The 21,143-nt window shown below is 65.3% G+C and carries 22 protein-coding genes and 1 pseudogene; 9 read left to right on the top strand and 14 right to left on the bottom strand.

The features are described 5' to 3' along the window. Window positions 1-454: 454 nt before the first annotated feature. Window positions 455-1,411: a transcription initiation factor IIB gene (locus J2751_RS12915; protein WP_209486598.1), complete on the bottom strand. Its 957-nt coding sequence runs from the start codon at window positions 1,409-1,411 to the stop codon at window positions 455-457. 162 nt (window positions 1,412-1,573) lie between these two features. On the opposite strand from J2751_RS12915, the gene J2751_RS12910 reads away from it, so the two are divergent. Next, window positions 1,574-2,095 carry a DUF7858 family protein gene (locus tag J2751_RS12910; protein ID WP_209486597.1) on the top strand — a complete coding sequence of 174 codons (522 nt, stop codon included), beginning with the start codon at window positions 1,574-1,576 and terminating at the stop codon, window positions 2,093-2,095. Window positions 2,096-2,145: 50 nt separating this feature from the next. On the opposite strand, the gene J2751_RS12905 is transcribed toward J2751_RS12910, so the two are convergent. The 3 genes and pseudogenes from J2751_RS12905 to J2751_RS12895 form a co-directional block, all read right to left on the bottom strand. Beyond that, complete coding sequence (locus tag J2751_RS12905) at window positions 2,146-2,967, bottom strand: AAA family ATPase (RefSeq protein WP_209486596.1); 822 nt, start codon at window positions 2,965-2,967, stop codon at window positions 2,146-2,148. A gap of 55 nt (window positions 2,968-3,022) precedes the next feature. Further along, a complete protein-coding gene (locus tag J2751_RS12900) occupies window positions 3,023-3,442 on the bottom strand; it encodes an HIT family protein (protein WP_209486595.1) in 420 nt (139 codons plus the stop codon). Window positions 3,443-3,660: 218 nt separating this feature from the next. Beyond that, window positions 3,661-4,140: pseudogene (locus J2751_RS12895) on the bottom strand (hypothetical protein); the annotation flags it as partial. 427 nt (window positions 4,141-4,567) lie between these two features. Between J2751_RS12895 and J2751_RS12890 the strand changes: the two are divergent. Then, on the top strand, window positions 4,568-5,452 hold the full coding sequence (locus J2751_RS12890; protein WP_209486593.1) for an IS1595 family transposase: 885 nt from the start codon (window positions 4,568-4,570) through the stop codon (window positions 5,450-5,452). A 322-nt stretch (window positions 5,453-5,774) separates the two neighbouring features. On the opposite strand, the gene rnz is transcribed toward J2751_RS12890, so the two are convergent. Next, window positions 5,775-6,707, bottom strand: a complete 933-nt coding sequence (gene rnz, locus J2751_RS12885; protein WP_209486591.1) for a ribonuclease Z — start codon at window positions 6,705-6,707, stop codon at window positions 5,775-5,777. A 139-nt stretch (window positions 6,708-6,846) separates the two neighbouring features. Between rnz and J2751_RS12880 the strand changes: the two genes are divergently transcribed. The 3 genes from J2751_RS12880 to J2751_RS12870 all read left to right on the top strand — a co-directional run bounded on the left by J2751_RS12880 (window position 6,847) and on the right by J2751_RS12870 (window position 9,724). Next, window positions 6,847-7,260 (top strand): SHOCT domain-containing protein, encoded by a 414-nt coding sequence (locus tag J2751_RS12880; RefSeq protein ID WP_209486589.1) that lies wholly within the window; start codon window positions 6,847-6,849, stop codon window positions 7,258-7,260. Window positions 7,261-7,354: 94 nt separating this feature from the next. Next, window positions 7,355-7,699, top strand: a complete 345-nt coding sequence (locus J2751_RS12875; RefSeq protein ID WP_209486587.1) for a DUF7538 family protein — start codon at window positions 7,355-7,357, stop codon at window positions 7,697-7,699. 78 nt (window positions 7,700-7,777) lie between these two features. Further along, on the top strand, window positions 7,778-9,724 hold the full coding sequence (locus J2751_RS12870; RefSeq protein ID WP_209486585.1) for an ABC transporter ATP-binding protein: 1,947 nt from the start codon (window positions 7,778-7,780) through the stop codon (window positions 9,722-9,724). A gap of 64 nt (window positions 9,725-9,788) precedes the next feature. On the opposite strand, the gene J2751_RS12865 is transcribed toward J2751_RS12870, so the two are convergent. Continuing rightward, the gene (locus tag J2751_RS12865) at window positions 9,789-10,106 is read right to left on the bottom strand and encodes a DUF5789 family protein (protein WP_209486583.1); all 318 of its coding nucleotides are present in this window, start codon (window positions 10,104-10,106) and stop codon (window positions 9,789-9,791) included. A 108-nt stretch (window positions 10,107-10,214) separates the two neighbouring features. Here J2751_RS12865 and J2751_RS12860 point away from each other — a divergent pair, with 108 nt between their 5' ends. Beyond that, window positions 10,215-11,003 carry a creatininase family protein gene (locus J2751_RS12860; RefSeq protein ID WP_209486581.1) on the top strand — a complete coding sequence of 263 codons (789 nt, stop codon included), beginning with the start codon at window positions 10,215-10,217 and terminating at the stop codon, window positions 11,001-11,003. A 45-nt stretch (window positions 11,004-11,048) separates the two neighbouring features. Here J2751_RS12860 and J2751_RS12855 read toward each other — a convergent pair whose 3' ends face one another. Further along, on the bottom strand, window positions 11,049-11,450 hold the full coding sequence (locus tag J2751_RS12855; protein WP_209486579.1) for a DUF5790 family protein: 402 nt from the start codon (window positions 11,448-11,450) through the stop codon (window positions 11,049-11,051). Between the two features lie 165 nt (window positions 11,451-11,615). On the opposite strand from J2751_RS12855, the gene J2751_RS12850 reads away from it, so the two are divergent. Next, a complete protein-coding gene (locus tag J2751_RS12850; RefSeq protein ID WP_209486577.1) occupies window positions 11,616-12,155 on the top strand; it encodes a hypothetical protein in 540 nt (179 codons plus the stop codon). Window positions 12,156-12,182: 27 nt separating this feature from the next. On the opposite strand, the gene J2751_RS12845 is transcribed toward J2751_RS12850, so the two are convergent. The 7 genes from J2751_RS12845 to mdh all read right to left on the bottom strand — a co-directional run bounded on the left by J2751_RS12845 (window position 12,183) and on the right by mdh (window position 18,238). Continuing rightward, window positions 12,183-12,344, bottom strand: a complete 162-nt coding sequence (locus tag J2751_RS12845) for a hypothetical protein (RefSeq protein ID WP_209486575.1) — start codon at window positions 12,342-12,344, stop codon at window positions 12,183-12,185. A 255-nt stretch (window positions 12,345-12,599) separates the two neighbouring features. Continuing rightward, on the bottom strand, window positions 12,600-13,406 hold the full coding sequence (phnE, locus tag J2751_RS12840; RefSeq protein WP_209486573.1) for a phosphonate ABC transporter, permease protein PhnE: 807 nt from the start codon (window positions 13,404-13,406) through the stop codon (window positions 12,600-12,602). Further along, window positions 13,406-14,290: a phosphonate ABC transporter, permease protein PhnE gene (gene phnE, locus J2751_RS12835; protein ID WP_209486571.1), complete on the bottom strand. Its 885-nt coding sequence runs from the start codon at window positions 14,288-14,290 to the stop codon at window positions 13,406-13,408. The genes phnE (J2751_RS12840) and phnE (J2751_RS12835) overlap by 1 nt, the downstream gene beginning before the upstream one ends. Further along, entirely contained in the window at window positions 14,287-15,102 is an 816-nt protein-coding gene (gene phnC, locus J2751_RS12830) for a phosphonate ABC transporter ATP-binding protein (RefSeq protein WP_209486568.1), read from the bottom strand. The genes phnE (J2751_RS12835) and phnC overlap by 4 nt, the downstream gene beginning before the upstream one ends. A gap of 7 nt (window positions 15,103-15,109) precedes the next feature. Continuing rightward, entirely contained in the window at window positions 15,110-16,255 is a 1,146-nt protein-coding gene (gene phnD / locus J2751_RS12825) for a phosphate/phosphite/phosphonate ABC transporter substrate-binding protein (RefSeq protein ID WP_209486566.1), read from the bottom strand. A gap of 182 nt (window positions 16,256-16,437) precedes the next feature. Beyond that, window positions 16,438-17,241: an aldo/keto reductase gene (locus J2751_RS12820; RefSeq protein ID WP_209486564.1), complete on the bottom strand. Its 804-nt coding sequence runs from the start codon at window positions 17,239-17,241 to the stop codon at window positions 16,438-16,440. 82 nt (window positions 17,242-17,323) lie between these two features. Then, entirely contained in the window at window positions 17,324-18,238 is a 915-nt protein-coding gene (gene mdh, locus J2751_RS12815) for a malate dehydrogenase (RefSeq protein WP_209486562.1), read from the bottom strand. Between the two features lie 120 nt (window positions 18,239-18,358). On the opposite strand from mdh, the gene J2751_RS12810 reads away from it, so the two are divergent. Together J2751_RS12810 and J2751_RS12805 are read left to right on the top strand one after the other, a co-directional pair. Further along, a complete protein-coding gene (locus tag J2751_RS12810; RefSeq protein ID WP_209486560.1) occupies window positions 18,359-18,952 on the top strand; it encodes a DUF7474 family protein in 594 nt (197 codons plus the stop codon). 55 nt (window positions 18,953-19,007) lie between these two features. Continuing rightward, a complete protein-coding gene (locus J2751_RS12805; protein WP_209486558.1) occupies window positions 19,008-20,849 on the top strand; it encodes a histidine kinase N-terminal 7TM domain-containing protein in 1,842 nt (613 codons plus the stop codon). Window positions 20,850-21,143: the final 294 nt, after the last annotated feature.

The raw sequence follows: 21,143 nt of genomic DNA, 5'->3' as shown, positions 1-21,143 counted from the left end.
GCTGCTCTCGTGAACGCCTACGCCGCCCGCACGGCAGCGAGGCGCTCCGCGCCTCGGACAGCCAGACGTAGTCCGGCGACCGCCCCTGACTCCAGCGAGAATCGAAGATTCTCTGGCAGCCGGCGCGGAGCGCCGGCGACCTCGCGCGTGCTCTCGCCGGCGGCGTTGCCGCCGGCTGTCAGAGAGACCTTCGGTCTCTCCCTACTCGCGCCCTTAAAAGGGCGCTCGGAGGCGCACGCCACCGCATCGTTTATTTATAAACGCTCGTCGCAGCCGCTCACGTTCCTTTTAAATACGATCACGCCGCTGCCGGTTTGGGAGACTCACTCCCGACATTGCTCACCGATCGTTCGCCCTCGACACGAGACGGACGGCTCACTCGGTACGGGCTCAATGGAACCGTCGAAGCAACGAGTGTTCGCAGTCGTCGTCCTTCAGTACTCGTCGTCGCGTCTCACTCGCCGTCGGTCAGATCGACGTAGGTTCGGCGGATCGTGACGGGCGTCACGTCGGCGACATCGGCCGCCTCCTGCTGGGTTACGTCGGCGCTACACTGACGCGCCGCGGTGTACAGGCAAGCGGCGGCGACGCCGACTGGGTTCCGACCGTTGGCGATCCCCTCCTCGACGGCGCGGTCGACGAGTTCGCGTGCGCGCTGCTCGACGCCCTGCTCGCAGTCGAGTTCGGAGGCGAACCGCGGGAGGTACTCCGCGGGCGAGGCCGGACCGATCGGGAGACCGAGCTCGCGGTTCATCGCGTCGAAGGCGGCTTGGTGTTCGTCCTCTGTCGCCTTCGCCTCGGCACAGACCTCGCCGACGGTGCGGGCGACGTCGGCCGTGCGGCAGGCGACGTACACGCAGGCACACGCAAACCCTTCGAGCGACCGACCACGGAGCAGGCTCTCGGACTGCGCGGAGTCGAACAGCGTACAGGCGGTGTCGCGGATGTTGTTCGGGAGCTCCAAGGCCCCGGTGAGCCGGCGGATCTCGGTGTAGGCGTACACCTTGTTGCGGTCGCGCTTCGTGGAGATCTGCGCTCGGTTGTGCTGGGTGCGCATCCGGGAGAGCCGCCGACGCTTGCGCCCCTTTACGCGGGTCGACTGACCGATCTCGGTCGAGAGGCCGCGGTCGTGCCGCGAGCGCGTCAGCGGCGCGCCCGTGCGTTTCGGATTCGTGTCGTCGTCGTCGAACGAGCGCCACTCGGGGCCGTGGTCGATCAGGTCCGCGTCGACGACCAGTCCGCAGTCCGTACAGACGCGCTCGGCGCTCTCGATCCGGGTTCGCCCCGAGCACTCCGGACACCGGTCGGCCTCGTCCATCGTCTCCGTCTCGTCGGCGGCGTCGGTTGTCTCGTCGGCGCGAGCGTTTCCGGAGCGGTGCGAACTGACGCGGGTCGAACGTGCCTGACTCATCACACGTGTATCTCGGGCCCGATCCCTTACTTAAACCCCGGTGGATCGGGGGGTGATCGCCCCGATCGTCGCGCTCGCACCGACCGGTTATTGGTCGGTGAACGGTAGCTCATCTCGCCGCAGTACGGTGGTTTTATCATTCGCTGCCCGCCATCGGCACTCATGACGCTGTCGGAGATCGCGGAGGGGCTGGAGGTGACGGCGAGCCAGCAGGATCGGGGCGTCGCCGTCGCGGACGACACGGACACGCCGCTCGTGGATCGGCTGCGCGCACACGAGGCGGACCTCCCGTGTACGGCTGCGGCGACGGCGACGCTGGTCGACGCGTACACCGCGGGTCGAAGCGTCGCCGATGCGGCCGACGAGGCGGGCGTGACGCCGATGACCGCCGCAAAGACGCTCCATCGATGCGGCGTCTCCGGCGTCTGTCCCCTCGCACCCACGCGTCGCGGGGTCGTCCGTGACTGGCTCGACGGTCGGATGGCCCGCAGCGAGGCGGTCGCTCTGGCGGGCGGCGACGAGAACGACTTCGCGCTCGCGACGTACGTCGAAACGCACGATCCGCTCCCCGAGGTCGCGACCGTCGTTGAGGCGGGAATAGCCGGTTCATCGCCGCTCGGGGGCGATCTCGGGAGCGACGATCCGCTCGGTGACGCGCTGGACGCACCCGAGGGCCTCCGGTAGCGGGATCCCCCTTTCCGCTAGTGACGTGTCCGGTTGAGACCGTTCCGCGCTTAGTTCCGGAGTCGTTCGAGCAGTCCGTCGTCCTCGAACTCGATGTCGAGCGCGGTGTCGAACAGGCGGGTGTAGGCGTCGACGACCGACCGGACGTACTCGTCGGAACCGTCCGCGGCGGTCGGCGCGCTCGCTATCGTCGGGTCAGTCAGTGGGACCGAGAGGTCCGTGGCCGTTGAGGCGTCGTCCGCCTCCGCGTCGGTTCCGCGCCGGACCGCGATCGTTGCGTCGACGCTCGCTCCCACGTCGGCGACGCGGCCACGGAGGCGCTGGAGTGCGTCCCGGCCGTGGGGCGTCGCCGGCCGAATCGCGGCGACCCGGTCGGCCGTCGTGACCGCCGCGACCGCCTCGTTCGACCCGACCGGTGCGGCGTCGATGATCACGGCGTCGTAGCCGGTCGCCGCCTCGTCGATCCGGCGTTCCAGCTTTCGTGCCGCCTCGGCGGTCTTCGAGCGCGCGACCCGCTCGAACGGGGCTCTCGCGGGCACGACATCGGCACGTCCGGGAAGTTCGCTCGTCGGCTCGGCGTCCGCGGTCTCGGCGTTCGTCGGTTCGGCGTCCCCTCCATCGTCAGGCTCGTCGATCGCGATCGAGTACGTCGCGGCCGACAGCGACGCGCCGGCGTCGTCGGTGACGAGGCTCGTGAGGTCGGTTCCGATCCGACCGCGCACGTACTCCGAGAGCCCCTGTGTCGTGAACGCGGCGTCGATCACGGCCACGTCGTGGCCGCCGCGCGCGCCGACCGCCGCCAGCTCGACCGCGGTTCGCGTCGTCCCCGCGCCACCGGTCGCTCCGACCAGCGCGAGCGTCGTTGCCTGCATACGCTCCGCTACTCGCGGTTTCGTGGTTAACTCTGTTGAACGAGACTGCGCTGGGCTATCCCGCGATATCCGCGGCGATCGCGTCCAACTCCTCGTCGGAGAGGTCGGGACGCTCCCCGCCGACCGCGTGGAGGGGTGCGCCGCCGTCGCCCTCGAACCGCGGGATGACGTGGACGTGGACGTGTGGAACCTCCTGACCGGCCGCCTCGCCGTCGTTGATCCCGACGTTTGCCGCGTCGGCGTCGACGGCGTCCTGAACGCGTGGCGTCAGATCGGTCACGGCCGCGAACAGGTCGCTCGCGAGATCGTCGTCGAGATCGCCCACGTGTCGGGCGTGGGCTTTCGGTATCACGAGCGTGTGGCCGGGCGCGAGGGGGTTCGCGTCGAGGAACGCGAGCACGTCGTCGGTCTCGTGGACGGTCCGTGCCGGGATGTCGCCGGCGACGATCGAACAGAAGATACAGTCGTCGGACATACGCGAGCGGTTGACGCCGCGACGTATCAAGGTTTCCCGGAGTCGGGTCCGTATCCGGTCGGGCTCTCGGGTTCGGCCGGCGCTTCCGTCGCCGCCGACCCGGTGTCGTTGGCGGCGTCGGGGTCCGTGTCGTCGGGGTCCGTGTCGTCGGCGGCGTCGCCCGAGTCCCGCTCGGAGACGGTCGGCTCCGTCTCGTCGGGCGCGTCCTCGTTGCCGCCCCTGACCGTCCCGCCGACGACGAGTGCGGCTCCGATGATTACGAGGTTCTTGATGATGTACTGCCCTTCGACGGTCAACTCGTGCGGGAAGGTGAAGAAGACCTGCTCGGGCAGGAGGACGATCGGGAGGAACGTCCCGGGCATCTGGAGGAACAACAGCAGTATCCCCACCCGAATGAGCGGCCGGTAGAGCAGACACAACCCGATGAGAACCTCCCAAACGCCGAGAATCGGAACGAAAAGCTCCGCCGGGACGACGTACACCGTCGAGGCGACGAGTTCGGCGGCGGGGCTCCCCCCGATCACCTTCAGCCCGCCGAACCAAATGAAGACGATGCCGAGCGCGACCCGGAGCGTCGGGATCCCGAGCCGGTCCATCTGCCGAGCGATCTCGCGGTCGACCCGGTCGAACCGCGCCCGGAGGGTCATGTCCGAGGGCGATTCGGCAGCGTCGCCGTCAGCGGTCTGTGGGGTGGACATCAGCTATCACGATCGGTTGGGAGTCCACACTGAAAAACCCCCGCTACAGCCCTTCTATCGGAGAAAATCCGGTGATTCGATCGTGATGGACTGCTCGGAGGCGTCGTCTCCGACTACGCTAATCGGACGAACACGTCTCGCAATTCGTTGGGGTAGTTGTTTATAAGTGATCGAGCGGTGTTACTGGCGGCAGTTCATAAGTGGATGACTCTGCGAGAAACTGGTCAAACGTTCCAGCCGCTCGTTTATAGGTGATTAACTGCGGATCGACGGTGAACACCTGCAAAGCCCCAGCCGTTCGCTTATAAGTAGATGACTCTGTGTTGAACACCTCCAACGCTCTTCTGTAGGAGATTGTTGATACTGTTGAGCTGTCGCTATCGAGTCGAAGAGGACAAGGACACCGCGTCAGCGGTGTCCGACACGGATGATTCCGCTAGATGTGTTTGGGTCGGAATCGGTCGCAGCGGACCTGTTACAGCAGGTTCGCTGGCGTGACGGCGTTTCCTGTCCTCACTGCCGTTCTGACCGAACAGTCAGAAACGGCAGCTACGGGCACTTTCAGCGGTATCTCTGTAAGGATTGCGGCCGCACGTTCAACGATAAAACCGGCACGATCTTCGCTCATTCGAAGATCGCGCTCCGCAAGTGGCTGTTTTCGATCTACGCGTTTTTGCGGTTTAACACGAGTCTCAGGCAGTTACAGTGTGAAATCAAAGTCACCTACAAAACGATCCACAGGCGTGTCGAGCGCTTCTCCGAAGCGCTCGACGCGCCGTCACTCGAGCTCGTCGGACCAGTCGAAATTGACGAGTTTTACGTCTCTGCCGGCTTGAAAGGCCGCGAGCGCGACCGCTGGTCGCGCTCTCGCGGTCTCTCTCGACGCGGGCGCGGAACGTATGAGCAAGACAAACCGCCCGTGTTCGTCTTCGTGGATCGTGGCACTGAGCAACGGTACGTTGTGCCGGCGAAATCCGCAGACGAATCGACGATTCGGCTCCTGCTGGCTGACCGCCAGCAGGAGCCTCTCACCGTCTATACCGACGGATTTTGCGCGTACGATCCTCTTGAAGAAGACGACCAATTCGACCGCGAATACGTCGTTCACGGAGACGGTGAGTACGCCGACGAGACGGTCCACGTGAACACCTGCGAGAGCCACGCGTCGCTGGCGCGACGGTGGCTCTCGCCGCATCGAGGCATCTCAAAAGATCGCCTCACACAATATCTCCGAGCGTTCCAACTCAGACGAGAACTCTACCGCAAACCCGGACGAGAAGCGCTCAAACACGCCATCAAAGCTACTCTCTGAAATCAACAATGTGCTACACAAGAGCGCACCTCCAAAGCCCCAGCCGTGAGGCCCACCCGGCACCGCGCCTCAGACCTCCCCAGCCTCGTCAGGGGCGGTCGCCGGAACCGCTCGGCGACCGCCCCTGACTCCAGCGAGAATCGAAGATTCTCTGGCAGCCGGCGCGGAGCGCCGGCGACCTCGCGCGCGTTTCTCGCGCGCGCCCACCGCATCCCTCGTTTATAAGGGGTTGTCGCTACCGCTCACAGACCTTTTAAATGCGATCTCGTTGCGGTCGATCCGATACACTCACTCCCGAGATCACTCCCGGGAGATGGGTCGGTCACTCCTCGGCGTCGGGGAACGGCACCTCGATTCGGTCGCCGTCGTCGGGGAGGAGGCACGTGCCGTCGAACGCGTCCCTCGCGTCGCGTAGGATCGGAGAAGCGTCGCCGGCGTACCGCGAGGAGACGTGGATCAGCGCCAACCGCTTCGCGTCCGCACGGGCGGCGATCCCTCCCGCCTCCCGGCCGGTCGAGTGGGCGGTGTCGCGGGCGCGGTCGGCCATGTCGTCGGCGAACGTCGCGTCGTGAACGAGCAGATCCGCGTTCGCAGCCACCTCGACGGTCCGCTCACGCGGGCGCGTGTCCGCGGTGTACACCAGCTTTCGTCCCGGCCGTGAGGGGCCGACCACCTGCTCCGGCTCGACGATGGTTCCGTCCGTCGCCTCGACCGCCTCACCCGAGTGGAGCCGTCCGAATTTTGGTCCAACGGGAACGCCAAGCGACTCGGCTTTCGGCCGATCGAACCGCCCGGGGCGGTCGTCCTCGGTGAGGACGTATCCCTGTGACTGGGTTCGGTGTGTCGTCTCGAACGCCCGGATCTCGTAGTCGTCGGCCGCCAGCGCGGTCTCTCCTGGAGCGACCGTCTCGATACGGACCCGAAACGTCGGGTCGTGGCCGACCGCGTGGACGAGGTCGTGGAGGTCCTCACGGGTCCCCGGCGGACAGTGGATCGTCAGGGGCTCCTCGCGGTCGTTGAACCCGAGCGTCTGGACGAGTCCGGGGATCCCGAGGACGTGGTCGCCGTGGAGATGCGAGACGAACAGGTGGTCGATCCCGAACCCGGTTCCGTACCGCATCATCCCGCGCTGGGTTCCCTCGCCGCAGTCGAACAGGAGGCGGTCGCCCTCGCGGTTGACGAACAGGGCGCTCGGCGCGCGCTCGGTGGTCGGAACGGCACCGCCCGTTCCGAGGAACGTGACGCGAAGGGACATGACCGGCTCTCGGAGCGGCGTTTGTAAACCGGTGTCGATGACAGCGTCGACCCGGACCCGCGACGCTCTCGAGTGACTGTACCCCCACGAAACACGCTGTGGCGGTGGTTTTTATACATCCCGTGCGGGACGATCGGTCATGGTCCGGCTCCCCGATGGGGTCCGACAGGACCCGGAAGACGCGGTGTTCGCCCTCTGTTTCGCCGTGACGATAGTGTTCGCCGCGCTCGGGTGGTGGAGTGCGGCGGTGACCGCCTTCGCGCTCGGTATCGGGGGCACGATGGTGGTCGATACCCTCTGGCCCGACGGGTTCGGGGAGTCCGACGACGATACACCGGTAGCGACCGACGCCGACACTGAGTCGACCGCCGACGCGCTCGACACCCTCCGTGACCGATACGCCAGCGGTGACCTCGGTGACGAGGAGTTCGAGCGGAAACTGGAGGCGCTACTGGAGACCGAAACGCCGGACGAGGCGAGGAGACGAGTCGAGCCCGATGCGGAGTCGGTAGAGCCCGATGCGGACGCGGTTGAGCGGATCCGGGAGGACTGACGCGATCCGCCGGCGATTCGGCAGCGATCCGCTGGACTCGACGGCGACGACTCGTCGCCGACACTCACATGTGTCCGCCGCTCCCACGACGATCATGTACGATTCGATCGCCGCGCTCGTCCGTCAGGAGGGCTGGCGCGCCGAGGGCGACGCGGCACGCGTCCACTACGAGGGGGGCGACGATCGGTTCGCCGTGGAGTACTACGCCGAAGTCGACGCGGTCCTCTACTGGACCGTCCCGAACGGCCTCGGTGCGAGCGACGCGACCGACTCGCCCGACACGACCTCCACGACCGACGCACCGAACTCGACTGACGCGAGGGCGGAAACGGCCCACCCGGTCCCGCGCGCGAGCGTCCCGGACCCCCTTCGGAAGCGGATCAGGCGGGACCTCTCGGCCGCGAACGTTGATCCGTCCGTCGAGAAACGGGATATATGAGACGGCTCCGGCAAGGCGTGCCGACGCATTTCGGTTCGAGGGAAACATACTTTCGGCACCTCATCCGTGTGAACGGTAATGAGTAGCGTAGATTGGGAGAAGGACGACCCGTTCGAGGAGCAGCGGGACAAGATAGAGAACCCGATGAAGCGACTGTTCCTCGTGTACGGGCGCGACTACGCGTTCCCCGTCACCGTCGGAATTCTGGCGAGCATCTTCGCTCGCCTCCTCGATCTCCTCCCGCCCCTCATGCTCGGTATCGCTATCGATGCGGTGTTCCGCGAGGACGCCGTGTTCAGCGAACAGATCCCCCTCGTGCTCCTCCCGGAGGCGTGGCTGCCGGCGACACAGACCGAGCAGTTCTGGTTCCTCATCGCCGCCATCGCCGGCGCGTTCTTCTTCGGCGCGGCGTTCCACTGGGTCCGCAATTGGGGGTTCAACGCGTTCGCACAGAACATCCAACACGACATCCGGTCCGACACCTACGACCAGATGCAGCGGCTCAACATGAACTTCTTCTCGGACAAACAGACCGGCGAGATGATGTCCATCCTCTCGAACGACGTGAACCGCCTCGAACGGTTCCTCAACGACGGGATGAACTCGCTGTTCCGGATGTCCGTGATGGTCGTCGGGATCGGCGTGCTCCTCTTTTGGATCAACTGGCAACTTGCCCTGGTCGCGCTCCTGCCGGTTCCCGTCATCGCCGGCTTCACGTACGTCTTCATCAAGATCATCCAGCCGAAGTACGCGGAGGTGCGCTCGACGGTCGGGAAGATGAACTCCCGGCTGGAGAACAACCTCGGCGGCATTCAGGTGATCAAGTCGTCACATACCGAGGAGTACGAGTCCGACCGCGTCGACGACGTCTCGATGGATTACTTCGACGCCAACTGGGACGCCATCGAGACGCGGATCAAGTTCTTCCCCGCGCTCCGGGTGCTCGCCGGCATCGGCTTCGTGATCACGTTCATCATCGGCGGACTCTGGGTGTTTCAGGACGCTCCGCCGGGGCCGTTCACGGGCGAGCTGTCGGTCGGGATGTTCGTCGTCTTCATCCTCTACACGCAGCGGTTCATCTGGCCCATGGCGCAGTTCGGACAGATCATCAACATGTACCAGCGCGCCCGCGCCTCCTCCGCGCGGATCTTCGGGTTGATGGACGAACCCTCGAAGCTCGAACAGAACCCCGACGCCACCGAGCTCGTCGTCGACGACGGTGAGGTCGTGTACGACGACGTGACGTTCGGCTACGACGACGAGGAGATCATCAAGAACGTCGACTTCACGGTCGAGGGCGGCGACACGCTCGCGCTCGTGGGACCGACCGGAGCCGGGAAGTCGACGGTGCTCAAGCTGCTCCTTCGGATGTACGACGTCGACGAGGGATCGATCCGGATCGACGACCAGAACGTCAGCGACGTCACGTTGCGGTCGCTCCGCCGCTCGCTCGGCTACGTCGGGCAGTCGTCGTACCTGTTCTACGGGACGGTCAAGGAGAACATCACGTACGGGACGTTCGATGCGACGGATGAGGAGGTCGTCGAGGCCGCGAAGGCCGCCGAGGCGCACGACTTCATACAGAACCTCCCTGACGGCTACGACACGATGGTCGGCGAGCGCGGCGTAAAACTCTCCGGCGGCCAGCGACAGCGGGTCACTATTGCCCGCGCCGTGTTGAAGGACCCGGACATCCTGATCCTCGACGAGGCGACCTCCGACGTGGACACGGAGACGGAGATGTTGATCCAGCGCTCGCTCGACGAGCTCACCGAGAACCGGACGACGTTCGCCATCGCCCACCGCCTCTCGACGATCAAGGACGCCGACACCATCCTCGTGTTGGAGGGTGGCGAGGTCGTCGAGCGCGGCACCCACGACGAACTGTTGGAGAACAACGGACTGTACGCACACCTCTGGGGCGTCCAAGCGGGCGAGATCGACGAACTCCCACAGGAGTTCATCGACCGCGCACAGGAACGGACCGCGCGAGTGTTAGAGGACGCCGAGAGCGACGACGACTAGCGCGCGCACTCGGTCGTCCGCGTTTTCCTCGGACGGGCGTTTTTCCTCGGATGGGCGTTTTTGCTCAGACGGAGGTTGGACTCCAGTCGCCCGGCTCGTCGGACTCCTCCGTTTCGGAGTCGGAACGCGCCGCCAGCGCGTCGGGATCGAGTTCGGCGAGGATCGCATCGCGAACCTGTCTCGGTTCGCGAAACGTCGGCGTGTCGGCGTTTCGTAGTACGGCTTCCAGATGGTCGCTCCCGTCGGCGTGGTCGAGTTCGAAGCCACCGTACTGTTCTATCAGTTCGGATCTCGTTACTGGATACGTGTGCTCCCGAAGCGCCGGCTTCAACGGGCCGAACTCCACGCCGTACGCGCTGGCCGGGTCGTTCTCGTCGGTCATACCTCCGTCATCGACGCGTAGCGAATTAACTCTCCGGGTGCTAGGACCCGCGGAGTCGTTCCCCGGAGCGACCGCCGAGTATAGAACCCCGGGCCTCGCAGAGAGGATATGCGACTCGCGGACGCCACTTGGACCGACGTGCGGAACGCCGACGTCGACGTCGCGTACCTCCCCGTCGGCAGTACCGAGGGGCACGGCCCCCACGCCCCGCTCGGCACGGACACGCTGAACGCGGTCGCCGTGGCGGAGGCGGCGGCGGAGGAGTACGGATCGGTGGTGGCGGACGACGCTAGTGAGGCCGCCGACCCCGACGCCGAGGACGGCGACTGCGGAGAGGCGCTCGTCGGCCCGCCGATCCCGGTCGGTGTTGCGGAGGAACACCGGCGGTTCGACGGGACGATGTGGGTGAGTCCGGATACGTTCAGGTCCTACGTCCGGGAGGCCGCCGCGTCGTTTCCCGCCCACGGCGTCGACCGCGTCGTGTTCGTGAACGGCCACGGTGGCAACGTGGAGGCGCTGGCGGAGGTCGCCCGACGCTTCTCGCGTGACGATACACACGACGGCTACGCCGTCGCCTTCACGTGGTTCGAGTCCGTCGGCGAGCACGCGAGCGACATGGGACACGCGGGACCGCTGGAGACGGCACTGTTGCGCGCGACGAACCCCGAACTCGTCCGCGAGGACCGTATCGCGGCCGCCCGCGACGGCGGAGCCGACCGCTGGGGCGAGTGGGTGTCGGGCGTGAACCTCGCGCACGACTCCCACGAGTTCACGGACAACGGCGTCGTCGGCGACCCGAGCGCGGGCGACGCGGCACGGGGTCGGGAGCTGCTCGACCGCGCGAGCGACGCGCTCGCGACGCTCGCGGCGGCGGTAGTGGAGCGCGATATCGACTGACGCCGGTACGGAAGGCCCTTCCCGGTCACCGAACCACCGCTCCGATCACTCCTCGTCGCTCGCGGCGTCCTGAAGCGCGCCGCGGATCGCGGGGACGGTGCTCGTGAGCGAGGCGACCTCCTCGGCGGCCGACTCGATGTCCCCGACGAGCGACTCCAGCTCCGTTATTTCCGCTTCGAGGTCCTCGGCGTCCTCGAAGGCGTCGGCACGCTCACCGAGCACGTACGCCTTCTTCGCCGAGCGGACGTGATCGATCGCGTCGCCCGCGTCGAGTGCCGACTTCAGCCCGTTGAGGGCACCGAGCACGTTGTCGGCGTCGGTGGTCCAGACGTCGTCGGGGTCCGGGAGGGCGTCGCGTGCGGCCGTGAGATGATCCTCGACCTCGGCGCGGGTCTCCTCGGCCGCCTCGCCGAACAGGTCGTCGTCGTCGAACGTGGACTGGCTCATGTCCGGACCGTCGTGCCGACGCCTTTTATACCCGAGCCCGAAAGCGAAAGTGAAATTCGGGTGCTGCGGCCCGGCGGAGGGGGTTCCAACGCTCACGACCGACCAGTTTCGGGACGGTACGGCTCGCCGACGGTATTTATATTCATCGTCGCCGAACCCACGACTATGCCCTCCACGAGCAGACGCACCCTGATCGCGGGGTCGATCGGCGGCCTCGTCGCCGCGGTCGGCGGCGGTGTCGCATGGAACGCGTACACGACGCGGACGCACGTCCGGTTCCGCCCGCTCCGGGCCGTGAACGAGTCGGATGAGCCCGTCGAGCTCGTCGTCAGGGTCGTCGACGAGTCGGACGGGACCGCGGCGACGACCCACGAGCCGACGCTCGCGCCCGCGGGCGAGACCGGCCACACGGCGACGCTCCGTGGGCGCTCGGTGTCGTATCCGGCACCGTACGGGGTCACGGCACGGCGGGTGGACGCATCGACAAGAGCGGACGACGGTGGTGGAGACGACGATAATAGAGACGACGATGGCGGTAGCGTGACTGACGGTGAGGGCGACCCGGATCTCTCGCTTTCGAACGCCGAGATCGTCGATCGTCATCCCGACCTCGGCTGGGGATCCGATGACATCAGCCTGATCGTCGTCGTCGAGAGCGACGGAACCGTCTCAGCACGCGTCGGTGAAGCGCGTCAGCGGTACTGAGCGGTTCTATTTATTCGGCCTCCGGTCTCAGAGCCGGCCGACGAGCTCCAGCGCGAACAGCAACACGAGGAGTGCCAACACGCCGGAGGCGACGGCGAGCGTTCGGATCCACGGGAGCACGTCGTCCGCGTCGGGAGTCACGGCGATCATCGGACGCCACCACGAGTTCCCGGGTTCGTCTTGGCTCATGGTCCATTCCCCGCTTCCGACCGATAAGAAGTCGACTATGAGGGGAACGTTCGGGATCGGTGGCGCACGAGGTGCTCCGGAGCCGTATAGAGTGGTATCGCTCGGAACGCTTCATCCTCTGGATCGCTCGAATCCGTACGGCACCGGTGATGCCCGTATATCGGATACGGTGCGTGAATCCGACACAGAACAGGATCAATCCTCACAGCAGCGTACTCAGCGATTCCTATTCATTATTTAACAGACGGCTACCGATCAGCGGACTTTCTTGCGTACGTACGCGGAGAACAGTTCGCTGAACATCACGACGAGGAGAATGGCGATCAGAATGGTCAATACACCGTTCCAATCGAAGAAATTGATCCGGGTTTGTAGCTCCATACCGATCCCCCCTGCTCCCACGAACCCGATGATCGTTGCCTCGCGGACGTTGATATCCCAGCGATAGACGGAGATGCCAATGAACGCCGGCTTGACCTGCGGAACGACCCCGTACATCATCGTCTCCAGACGACCAGCACCGGTCGCCTGTATGGCTTCCAGTGCGGTTTCGTCGATCTCCTCGATCTCCTCGGAGAGCAACTTTGCGAGGAATCCGATCGAACGGAACGCGACCGAGAGGATCCCGGCAAGCGTTCCCGTTCCAAACAAGATAACGAATATCAGCGCCCAGATGATGACGTGGACGGACCGAGACGCGACGATCAGGAACTTCCCGAGCGAATAGGTGTACCGGTTGGGGGTCGTGTTCCGCGCACCCAAATACGCGACGGGGATCGCCATCAGAATCGCGACCATCGTACCGACAACGGCGATGTTAACGGTCGCGATCATCGGAGCGACGATCTCCGGCGCGTACGCAGTGTCCGGCGGATACATCCGCTGGAACAGGTTGAACGTCATTTCCGGTGCCGTCTCCAGATACGTGTACCGGACGCCGAGTGCCTGCCACGAGGCAAGCGTCACGATCAGGGTCCCAAGCAAGCCGAAGTAGCGAAGTAGCTTCTTTCGACGATCGAATCGTTCCCAGTCGCCGCTTCGTGTTGCGATGTCGGTCGCCATTACTGGACCCTCCGTCGGGCGATCGCGCTTACGGCTTCACCGACGAGCACGACCGCAATGATCGCGAGAATGATCGCGAGGCTATACTGGTAGTCGTATCGGTCGAACGAGCGCACGAGGACGTTTCCGATCCCGCCGGCACCGACCACCCCGAGGATCGTCGCCGCGCGAACGTTGATATCCCAGCGGTAGATCGTGAGCCCGATTAGCCGCGGCATGACTTGCGGGGCGACCCCGAACAGCATGACTTGAAGCGGTGACGCACCGGTTGACCGGATGGCGTCTATCTGTGCCGGATCGATGTCCTCTAAGTCCTCGGCGATCAGCTTCGCGAGAAACCCTGGGGTCGCCCAAACGAGGGCGACGACGCCCGCAAGTGCGCCGAAGCCGAACCCGACGACGACGATAATGCCAACGACCAACTCGTGAAGCGCACGGGAAACGGAGACGATCGTCCGTCCAATGATATACACCGGTTTCGGAACCAAGTTTTCCGCCGCCATTACCGCGATCGGGATGCTGATGATGACGCCGACGACGGTCGCCACGATAGACATCGCAATCGTCTCGACCATTCCGTCCCAGAGCCGCACGGCACCGTCGCTCACGTTCGTCCCGACCGGTACCGGTACGCCGAACTCGGTCGTCCGAACGACGATCGAGACGCCGAAGTCGGGCGGAAACATGTTCCCGACGAGTACGCCGGCGGAACCGAACCCCTGTACGATCCGATCGAGCGGGAGCCGAACCGCCCAGACGTTCCAGGCTACAAAGAGCAATACGACGGCATACACGGCGTACTTGACCGTGTGGCTTCGAAACACGGTCGGCCGCTTCCACTGTCCGTCGTACTCGGCGTACCGGTCGTCCGATGTCGCACTCATCTACTTTCCGTGATCATCCGTGGATCGGTTCCATTGGAGCCTTCCGCGTCCCCGTCCGGATCTGAGGAGCTTTCGGCTGTGGCTCGATATATCGTGTCGCGGGCGTTCTCGTCGAGATCCGACGGTGATCCCTCGAAAACGAGCCTCCCGTCGGCGAGTCCGACGACCCGATCAGCGTATTCGAGCGCGAGTTCGACCTCGTGGATGTTGATGAGGACCGGGATGTCCTCGTCCGCGGCGATCTCCGTGAGCAGCTGCATCACGGCACGGGAGGTCTCGGGATCGAGGCTCGACGTCGGCTCGTCGACGAGAAGGATCTTCGGTCGCTGGACGACGGCGCGTGCGATCCCCACCCGTTGTCGCTGTCCGCCCGAGAGCTCGTCAGCCCGGTTGTCGTCGTGTCCACCGAGTCCGACTCGATCCAACGTTGCCCGCGCATGACGGACGTCCTCCTCCGGGAAATCACGACGGAACGCGTTCCATGCCGAGAGGTAGCCCAACCGCCCCGCGAGTACGTTTTCCATCACGGAGAGTCGCTCAACCAACCCGTACTCTTGGAAGATCATCCCCATGTTCCGCCGCTGATCGCGGAGTTCACCGTCGGAGAGGCCGGTGAGATCGACGCCATCGAGTTCGATGCTGCCGCTCGTCGGCTCCGTTAGCTGATTGATACACCGGATGAACGTCGACTTGCCCGCACCTGAAGGGCCGATGATGGCCACGACCTCGTTTCCGCTCACCTCCATCGACACGCCCTTCAACGCCTCGTCGCCCGACGAATACGTCTTCTCCAGGTTCTCGACCGACAGCATGTATCGCTTAGAGGCCCTCTTCGTACTCGACGCCGTTGACCTCGTGGTTCACGAGGATGTCGTGCCAGTGGGTGTTGTAATCGATCTCAGTCCACGTACCGCGACCCTCGAACTCGTCCGCGATGTCGGTGTCCTGGTAGTCGTACTCGAGGAACGCGTTCCGGATGCCTTCCTGAAGATCGGGATGGAGGTTGTATCGCGTACAGAACGCCGTCGTCGGGAACGGAGCGCTCGCCCACACCGACTTGATTTGTGTCGTATCGATGTTGTCCTGCTCCTGGGCACGGGCGTAACACGTCGAGCAGATCGGACCGACCTCGGCGTCCTGCTGGAAGATCGCGTTCGCACTGTTGTCGTGTCCCCCGGAGAACTCGATCTCGTAGTCCTCGCCGGGCTCGACCCCGAGATCGGTGAACGCCGCGTTGGGTGCCAAATGTCCGGAGTTCGACGAGGGGTCCGTGTGAACGACGTCCGCTCCAGCGAGGTCGTCGAGTTCGTTGATGTGGTCGTTATCGACGTGTGTGATGACCCACAGACGGTAGCCGAACGACTCCTCACCGACCTGAATACCGAACGGCCGCGCGCCGGCGTTGTTCACCGCGAACGGCGTGTTTCCGGTCGCGAATCCGGCAACGTGAAGTCGTTCAGCGCGCATTGCCTCGACCTGTGCGGCGTAGTTGTCGAGGCCAACGTACTCGACATCTCTACCGGTCTCGGCCTCGATGTTGTCCATGAGCGGCTGCATCGTCTCCTCGTAGATCGCCGGGTCCTCCGTCGGGACCATAGAGAAGTCGATGATGTCGGGGTCGAGCCACTCGTCCTCATCGTCAGGGATCGGTTCCGGCGGGTTCCCGTAATGGGGCTCGGAACGCTCCTCGAATAGGTCGAGCTCGTCGATCGATCCGGTTTCGAAACCGTGGTCGAGATACGTCGAGGTGAGCTGTGGATACCACGTGTCCGCATCGAGCGGATCGAACTCCGCGAAGTCGTAGTTATCACCGGCGTCGCCACCCGCATCGTCACTACCTGTATCGTCAGCTGGGTCCTCCGCTTCCCCTTCCTCCTCCAGACAGCCGGCAAGTCCGAGCGTCGCGCCACAACACATACACGCTGCCGTACTCTTGAGAAGTTCCCGCCGTGTGTCGTCTGACATTACAACTGTATCACGCGAACGTTCGAGGATAAACGTTTATACGAGTCATATATAGCTGTATATAATACCCCGTAGAGACCAGTACTCGCCGAGAACGGCGTTCGAATCACGTCCGTACATGGGCCCGATTCGAACCGATTCGCTCTAGCTTCCAGTGTTCACCGCTCCCGTCAAGCCCCGGCTCAACTCTGATTCCACGGGGCCTCCTCGAAGTCGACGACTCGTTCCTCGCGGTCGAGCGCGTCGATCCGGTCGATGTCGTCGGCGTCGAGCGTCAACTCGCGTGCGGCCCAGTTGGCCTCGACGTGGTCGTGTGAGGCGGCCTTCGGGATCGGTGCGACGCGCTCCTTCGAGAGCAGCCACGCGAGGCTCACGGCTGCGGCCGTCGTCTCGTGTTTCGCAGCGATCTCCTGAAGCACATCAACGTCGGCGACCCGGTTGCGCGCAATCGGCGAGTACGCGACCAGCCAGTGGTCGTTCTCGCGGGCGAGTTCCCGGAGTTCGTCCTGTTGACACAGCGGGTGACACTCGACCTGATGAGCGAACACGTCGGCGTCGAGCCGGTCGGTCGCCTCTGCCAACTGGTCCGGCTGGAAGTTCGAGAGACCGACACGGTTGATGACGCCCTCGTCGACGAGATGATCGAGCGCGGGGAGCGTCTCGTCCGGATCGTAGGTGTTGATCGGCCAGTGGACGTACAGGAGGTCGATCGAGTCGACGCCGAGCCGCTCGCGGCTCTCTTTAGCGGTCGCGACCGCGTCGTCGTACGAGAGATTGTCCGTCGAGAGCTTCGTCGCGACGAACAGCTCCTCACGGTTGCGTTCGGATCGATCGATCCCCCGAGCGACATCGGTCTCGTTGTCGTAGCCCTGTGCGGTATCGATGTGGCGATAGCCGGTCTCGATGGCGTGTGCGACGCCTGAGGCACACTCCTCGGGGTCCTCCAGTTTGTACGTTCCGTAGCCGAGTCGGTCGAAGGCACTCATGGATCCGGCTACCGAGGCAGGGGATAAAAAACGAGGGCAGTTCGGCCGGATCCGGGCGTCGACGTTCGAGTCGAAACCGCCTCTACTCGATCGTCGCGTACTGCTCGGAGAGCTTCTCGGCGGCCTCGTCGAGCAAGTCGGACTCGTATCCATCGAGGTCCCACTCGACGACCTCCTCGACACCGTCCGATCCGAGCTTCGCGGGCACGCCGAGAGCGGTGTCCTCGTAGCCGTACTCGCCGTCAAGGACGACCGAACAGGGAAGCACCTCGCCGGTGTCGTTCAGGATGGCCTCGACCGTGTGCGCGACACCGGTGGCGGGCCCCCACTGGGTCGCGCCCTTGCGGCTGATCACGTCCATCGCCGACTCCTGGAGGTCACCGAGGATCTCCTCGCGCTCGTCGGCGTCGAACGCGGGGTCACGACCGTTCACACGCACCTTCGAGAAGACGGGTGCCTGCGCGTCGCCGTGTTCGCCGAGGATCGTCGCCTCGACGTTCTTGACCGGCGCGTCGAAGCGCTCGGAGAGCACGTAACGGAAGCGTGCAGAATCGAGTCGGCCGCCGAAGCCGACGACCTGGTGACGGTCGCGGTCGCCCGCCTCGTACAGGTGACGGTTGAGGAGATCCACCGGGTTCGAGGTGGTGACGGTAACGAAGTCGTCGTTGTGCTCCGCCAGCGACGACCCGATGTCCTCCATGATCGGCGCGTTGTCGCCGGCGAGATCGATCCGCGTCTGACCCTCCTTGCGCGGGATACCGGCCGTAATGACGACGACGTCCGAGCCGGCGGTGTCCGCGTACTCGCCCTGCCGAACGGTCGTGTTCGAATCGTAGGCGACACCGTGGTTCGTGTCGGCAGCCTGTCCGATGGTCGTCTCCCGCTGGTCCGGGATGTCGACGAAGACGAGCTCGTCGACCACGTCGCGCAGTGCGAGGTTGTAGCCGGCCGCGGCTCCGACGGTTCCTGCCGCGCCGATGACGCTGACTTTCGTCATATCGTATGAGTTCGAGTCCGGGCGGCGAGTAAACGTTTCGGAAGGCTCGGAACCGACCGTGAGAGCTTCCGTCGACGCGTCGCGAAACGCCTAACTCCGACGGCCGCACAGTAGCGCGTAGTGCCGACGTTCCGTTACCCGTGTCCCGGCTGTCGGACGACCAACAGTCTCCACGACGCCGACTGCGAGTTCGAGGGCGTGAGCTGGCCGACCATCGAGAAGGCGTACACCGACCTCCTCGCCGTGCTCACGGCCGAGGCGGACGGACTGACCGAGCCCGCCCTGCGGGAGGCGGTCGCCGACGAGTGGAGCGGGCTCCACAAGGCCGCGCTGGGAACGCTCGAACGCGAGCAGCGCGTCGTTCGCGACGATGACCTGCTCAGGCTGCTCACCGCCGCCGAGTTCAAGGAACGCGTCTCGGAGCCGACCCGCGAGCCGATGCGAACCGTCTACGAGCACGGTTCGGTGCCCGGTTGTCACGACAACGCCGTCTTCGCGATGGTCGCGTGGTACGAGATGGTCGGGCTCTCGTGGCCGGAGACGAAGGAGAACGTCGTCGACTGGCTCCAAAGCTCCGGCGCGTGGGACCGCGGTGGCTTCGAGGAGTCTTCTCCCGAGGAGCTCGTCGAGTCGAAACGCCACGTGTACGACGAGGGCTACGGGTGGAAGGAGAAGGGGCGGGCCGCGAAGGGCGTCATCGAGCGGCACGTCTGACGCACACGACGCGGCACGACACCTTTAGGCCGCCCGTCCCCCTCGGTATCGACGAATGGTTTCCGACATCGTCCCCGCGTGGCCCGCCGTCGGCTCCATTGCCGGCGGCGTGGGGGCGATCGGGCTCGCGTGGGCGATCCGTGAACACCGCGGCCGTCCGGGCGTGAACTGGTTTCTCGGGGTGTTTGTCGCACAGATCGTCTGGTGTCTCTCCTACGGGATCGGCCTGCTCGTCACGGATCCGACTCTCCGCGTCGTTCTCGAAACGACGATGTGGCTCGGGATCGTCTGGACGGGGATCGCGTTCGTCGGCTTCGCGCTGGAGTACACCGGCCGCAGCGATGTCGTCCGAAGCCGCATCTTCGCGACGATCGTCGGCTTCGGCGTCCTCTCGACGGCCGTCCTCGTCACGAACCCGATACACGGCGCGTTCTGGACCGGATTCGGGCTCGACCCCGTCTTCGGCGTGTCGACCGTTTCGTACGCGCTCGGTCCGTGGGCGTACTTCGTCGTCGCCGTCGAGACCGTGCTCGTCGCCAGCGCGGTGTTCCTGCTCGTCGACACCCTGTTGAGCTACGGCCCCCTCTACCGTCGCGAGAGCGCCGCGGTCGCGTTGAGCTCGCTCCCCCCGGGACTGGCGCTCGTCGCATGGACGCTCGAACTCGGGCCCGTCCCGCAGCTCCAGCTCGCGCCCCTGATGTTCGTTCCGCACGTGTTGCTCGACGCGTACGCGTTCAACCGTGCGGAGATGTTTGACCGGAACCCCACGACCAGCCGCGCCGCGGAGCGAACCGCTATCGACGACCTGACCGATCCCGTGGTCGCGCTGGCGCTCGACGAACGCGTGGTCCGGCTCAACCCCGCGGCCGAGTCGCTGTTGGGCGTCGACGCTGCGACCGCCCGGGATCGACCGCTCGACGCGTTTCTCGACGTGACGGTCGCGGCCGACGACGAGAGCGCGGACGGAACCGACGAGCTCACCGTCGGGACTGGCGGTCGCCGCCGCACGTACGCGGTCGCGACCTCGCCGCTGACCGATCCCAACGGCACGCACGTCGGCTACACCGTCGTCCTCTCCGACGTCACGGAGCGCGAGCGTCGCCGACAGCAGCTGGAGGTGCTCAACCGGATCCTGCGACACAACCTCCGCAACGACGCGGGAGTCGTGGCCGGCTACGGCGAGCTGCTCGTCGAGCGGCTCGACGACCCCGAGCTGCTCCGGATGGCGGACGCGATAGACCGGCGGGCGGGCGCGCTCGCCGCGCTCGGCGAGAAGGCCGGCACCGTCGAGACGCTGCTTTCCGACGCCGACCCAGAGCCGGTCGCGGTCGACGAACTCGTCCAGTCGGTCGTCGCCGACGCTCGTGAGCGCGACCCCGACACGACGGTCGAGCTCTCGATCGTCGGCGACGAGGAAGCGACCGCGGACGCGGGCGACACCGACTGGACCGCCGAACTCAGAAGCGACGCCCTCCGCGCGGTCGTCGAGAACACCGTCGAGAACGCGCTCGAACACCACGACGGCGAGGGGACCGAGCGCGAGGACGGCGGTTCGTGGGTCTACGTCTCACTCCGTTGGGAGGGCGTCGACGATGGAGACGCGGGTGACGCCGCCGTCGACGACGCCGGCGAACGATTCGTCTTCACCGTTGCGGACGACGGGCCGGGGATCCCGGACCACGAGGTCAACGCGATCGAGTCGGGTCGGGAGACGGCGCTGGAACACGGCTCCGGACTCGGGATGTGGGTCGTCGAGTGGGGTGCCGATGCGCTCGGTGCCGACGTCGAGTACGTCGACCGCGATCCGCGGGGGACGCTGGTGACGGTGCGGATCCCGATCGAACCCGGTCGGGACGGCTCAGGTGGTGAACCCGACCCCGACGACCGATCCGGGTAGGAGAGTTCGACTCCGTTGAGACCTACCACAGCTGATGAGCACCGGATCGCGTGCTGAACACGGACCCGTCACTGAGTGATATTGGGAGTGAGTAAATCAGATCGATAGCGACGAGATCGTATTTAAACGGACTGTGAGCGGCTGCGACGACCACTTATAAATGAACACCGCGGTGGCGCGCCCCGGTTCGCGCCCTTTTAAGGGCGCGAACCGCGAGGGACCGAAGGTCCCTCTGGCAGCCGGCGCGTAGCGCCGGCGACGACGGCGCGAGGGAACCCGGAACGGCGCTTTAAG

The organism is Halorubrum alkaliphilum, assembly GCF_017873815.1.
Lineage (GTDB): Archaea > Halobacteriota > Halobacteria > Halobacteriales > Haloferacaceae > Halorubrum > Halorubrum alkaliphilum.
The sequence above is the reverse complement of the archived record's forward strand: the minus strand, read 5'-3'. Positions and strand labels throughout refer to the sequence as shown.

Coding starts and splice junctions, on each gene's coding strand:
- J2751_RS12915 (WP_209486598.1), bottom strand. CDS start 1,411: ATGAGTCAGGCACGTTCGACCCGCGTCAGTTCGCACCGCTCCGGAAAC.
- J2751_RS12910 (WP_209486597.1), top strand. CDS start 1,574: ATGACGCTGTCGGAGATCGCGGAGGGGCTGGAGGTGACGGCGAGCCAG.
- J2751_RS12905 (WP_209486596.1), bottom strand. CDS start 2,967: ATGCAGGCAACGACGCTCGCGCTGGTCGGAGCGACCGGTGGCGCGGGG.
- J2751_RS12900 (WP_209486595.1), bottom strand. CDS start 3,442: ATGTCCGACGACTGTATCTTCTGTTCGATCGTCGCCGGCGACATCCCG.
- J2751_RS12890 (WP_209486593.1), top strand. CDS start 4,568: ATGATTCCGCTAGATGTGTTTGGGTCGGAATCGGTCGCAGCGGACCTG.
- rnz (WP_209486591.1), bottom strand. CDS start 6,707: ATGTCCCTTCGCGTCACGTTCCTCGGAACGGGCGGTGCCGTTCCGACC.
- J2751_RS12880 (WP_209486589.1), top strand. CDS start 6,847: ATGGTCCGGCTCCCCGATGGGGTCCGACAGGACCCGGAAGACGCGGTG.
- J2751_RS12875 (WP_209486587.1), top strand. CDS start 7,355: ATGTACGATTCGATCGCCGCGCTCGTCCGTCAGGAGGGCTGGCGCGCC.
- J2751_RS12870 (WP_209486585.1), top strand. CDS start 7,778: ATGAGTAGCGTAGATTGGGAGAAGGACGACCCGTTCGAGGAGCAGCGG.
- J2751_RS12865 (WP_209486583.1), bottom strand. CDS start 10,106: ATGACCGACGAGAACGACCCGGCCAGCGCGTACGGCGTGGAGTTCGGC.
- J2751_RS12860 (WP_209486581.1), top strand. CDS start 10,215: ATGCGACTCGCGGACGCCACTTGGACCGACGTGCGGAACGCCGACGTC.
- J2751_RS12855 (WP_209486579.1), bottom strand. CDS start 11,450: ATGAGCCAGTCCACGTTCGACGACGACGACCTGTTCGGCGAGGCGGCC.
- J2751_RS12850 (WP_209486577.1), top strand. CDS start 11,616: ATGCCCTCCACGAGCAGACGCACCCTGATCGCGGGGTCGATCGGCGGC.
- J2751_RS12845 (WP_209486575.1), bottom strand. CDS start 12,344: ATGAGCCAAGACGAACCCGGGAACTCGTGGTGGCGTCCGATGATCGCC.
- phnE (WP_209486573.1), bottom strand. CDS start 13,406: ATGGCGACCGACATCGCAACACGAAGCGGCGACTGGGAACGATTCGAT.
- phnE (WP_209486571.1), bottom strand. CDS start 14,290: ATGAGTGCGACATCGGACGACCGGTACGCCGAGTACGACGGACAGTGG.
- phnC (WP_209486568.1), bottom strand. CDS start 15,102: ATGCTGTCGGTCGAGAACCTGGAGAAGACGTATTCGTCGGGCGACGAG.
- phnD (WP_209486566.1), bottom strand. CDS start 16,255: ATGTCAGACGACACACGGCGGGAACTTCTCAAGAGTACGGCAGCGTGT.
- J2751_RS12820 (WP_209486564.1), bottom strand. CDS start 17,241: ATGAGTGCCTTCGACCGACTCGGCTACGGAACGTACAAACTGGAGGAC.
- mdh (WP_209486562.1), bottom strand. CDS start 18,238: ATGACGAAAGTCAGCGTCATCGGCGCGGCAGGAACCGTCGGAGCCGCG.
- J2751_RS12805 (WP_209486558.1), top strand. CDS start 19,008: ATGGTTTCCGACATCGTCCCCGCGTGGCCCGCCGTCGGCTCCATTGCC.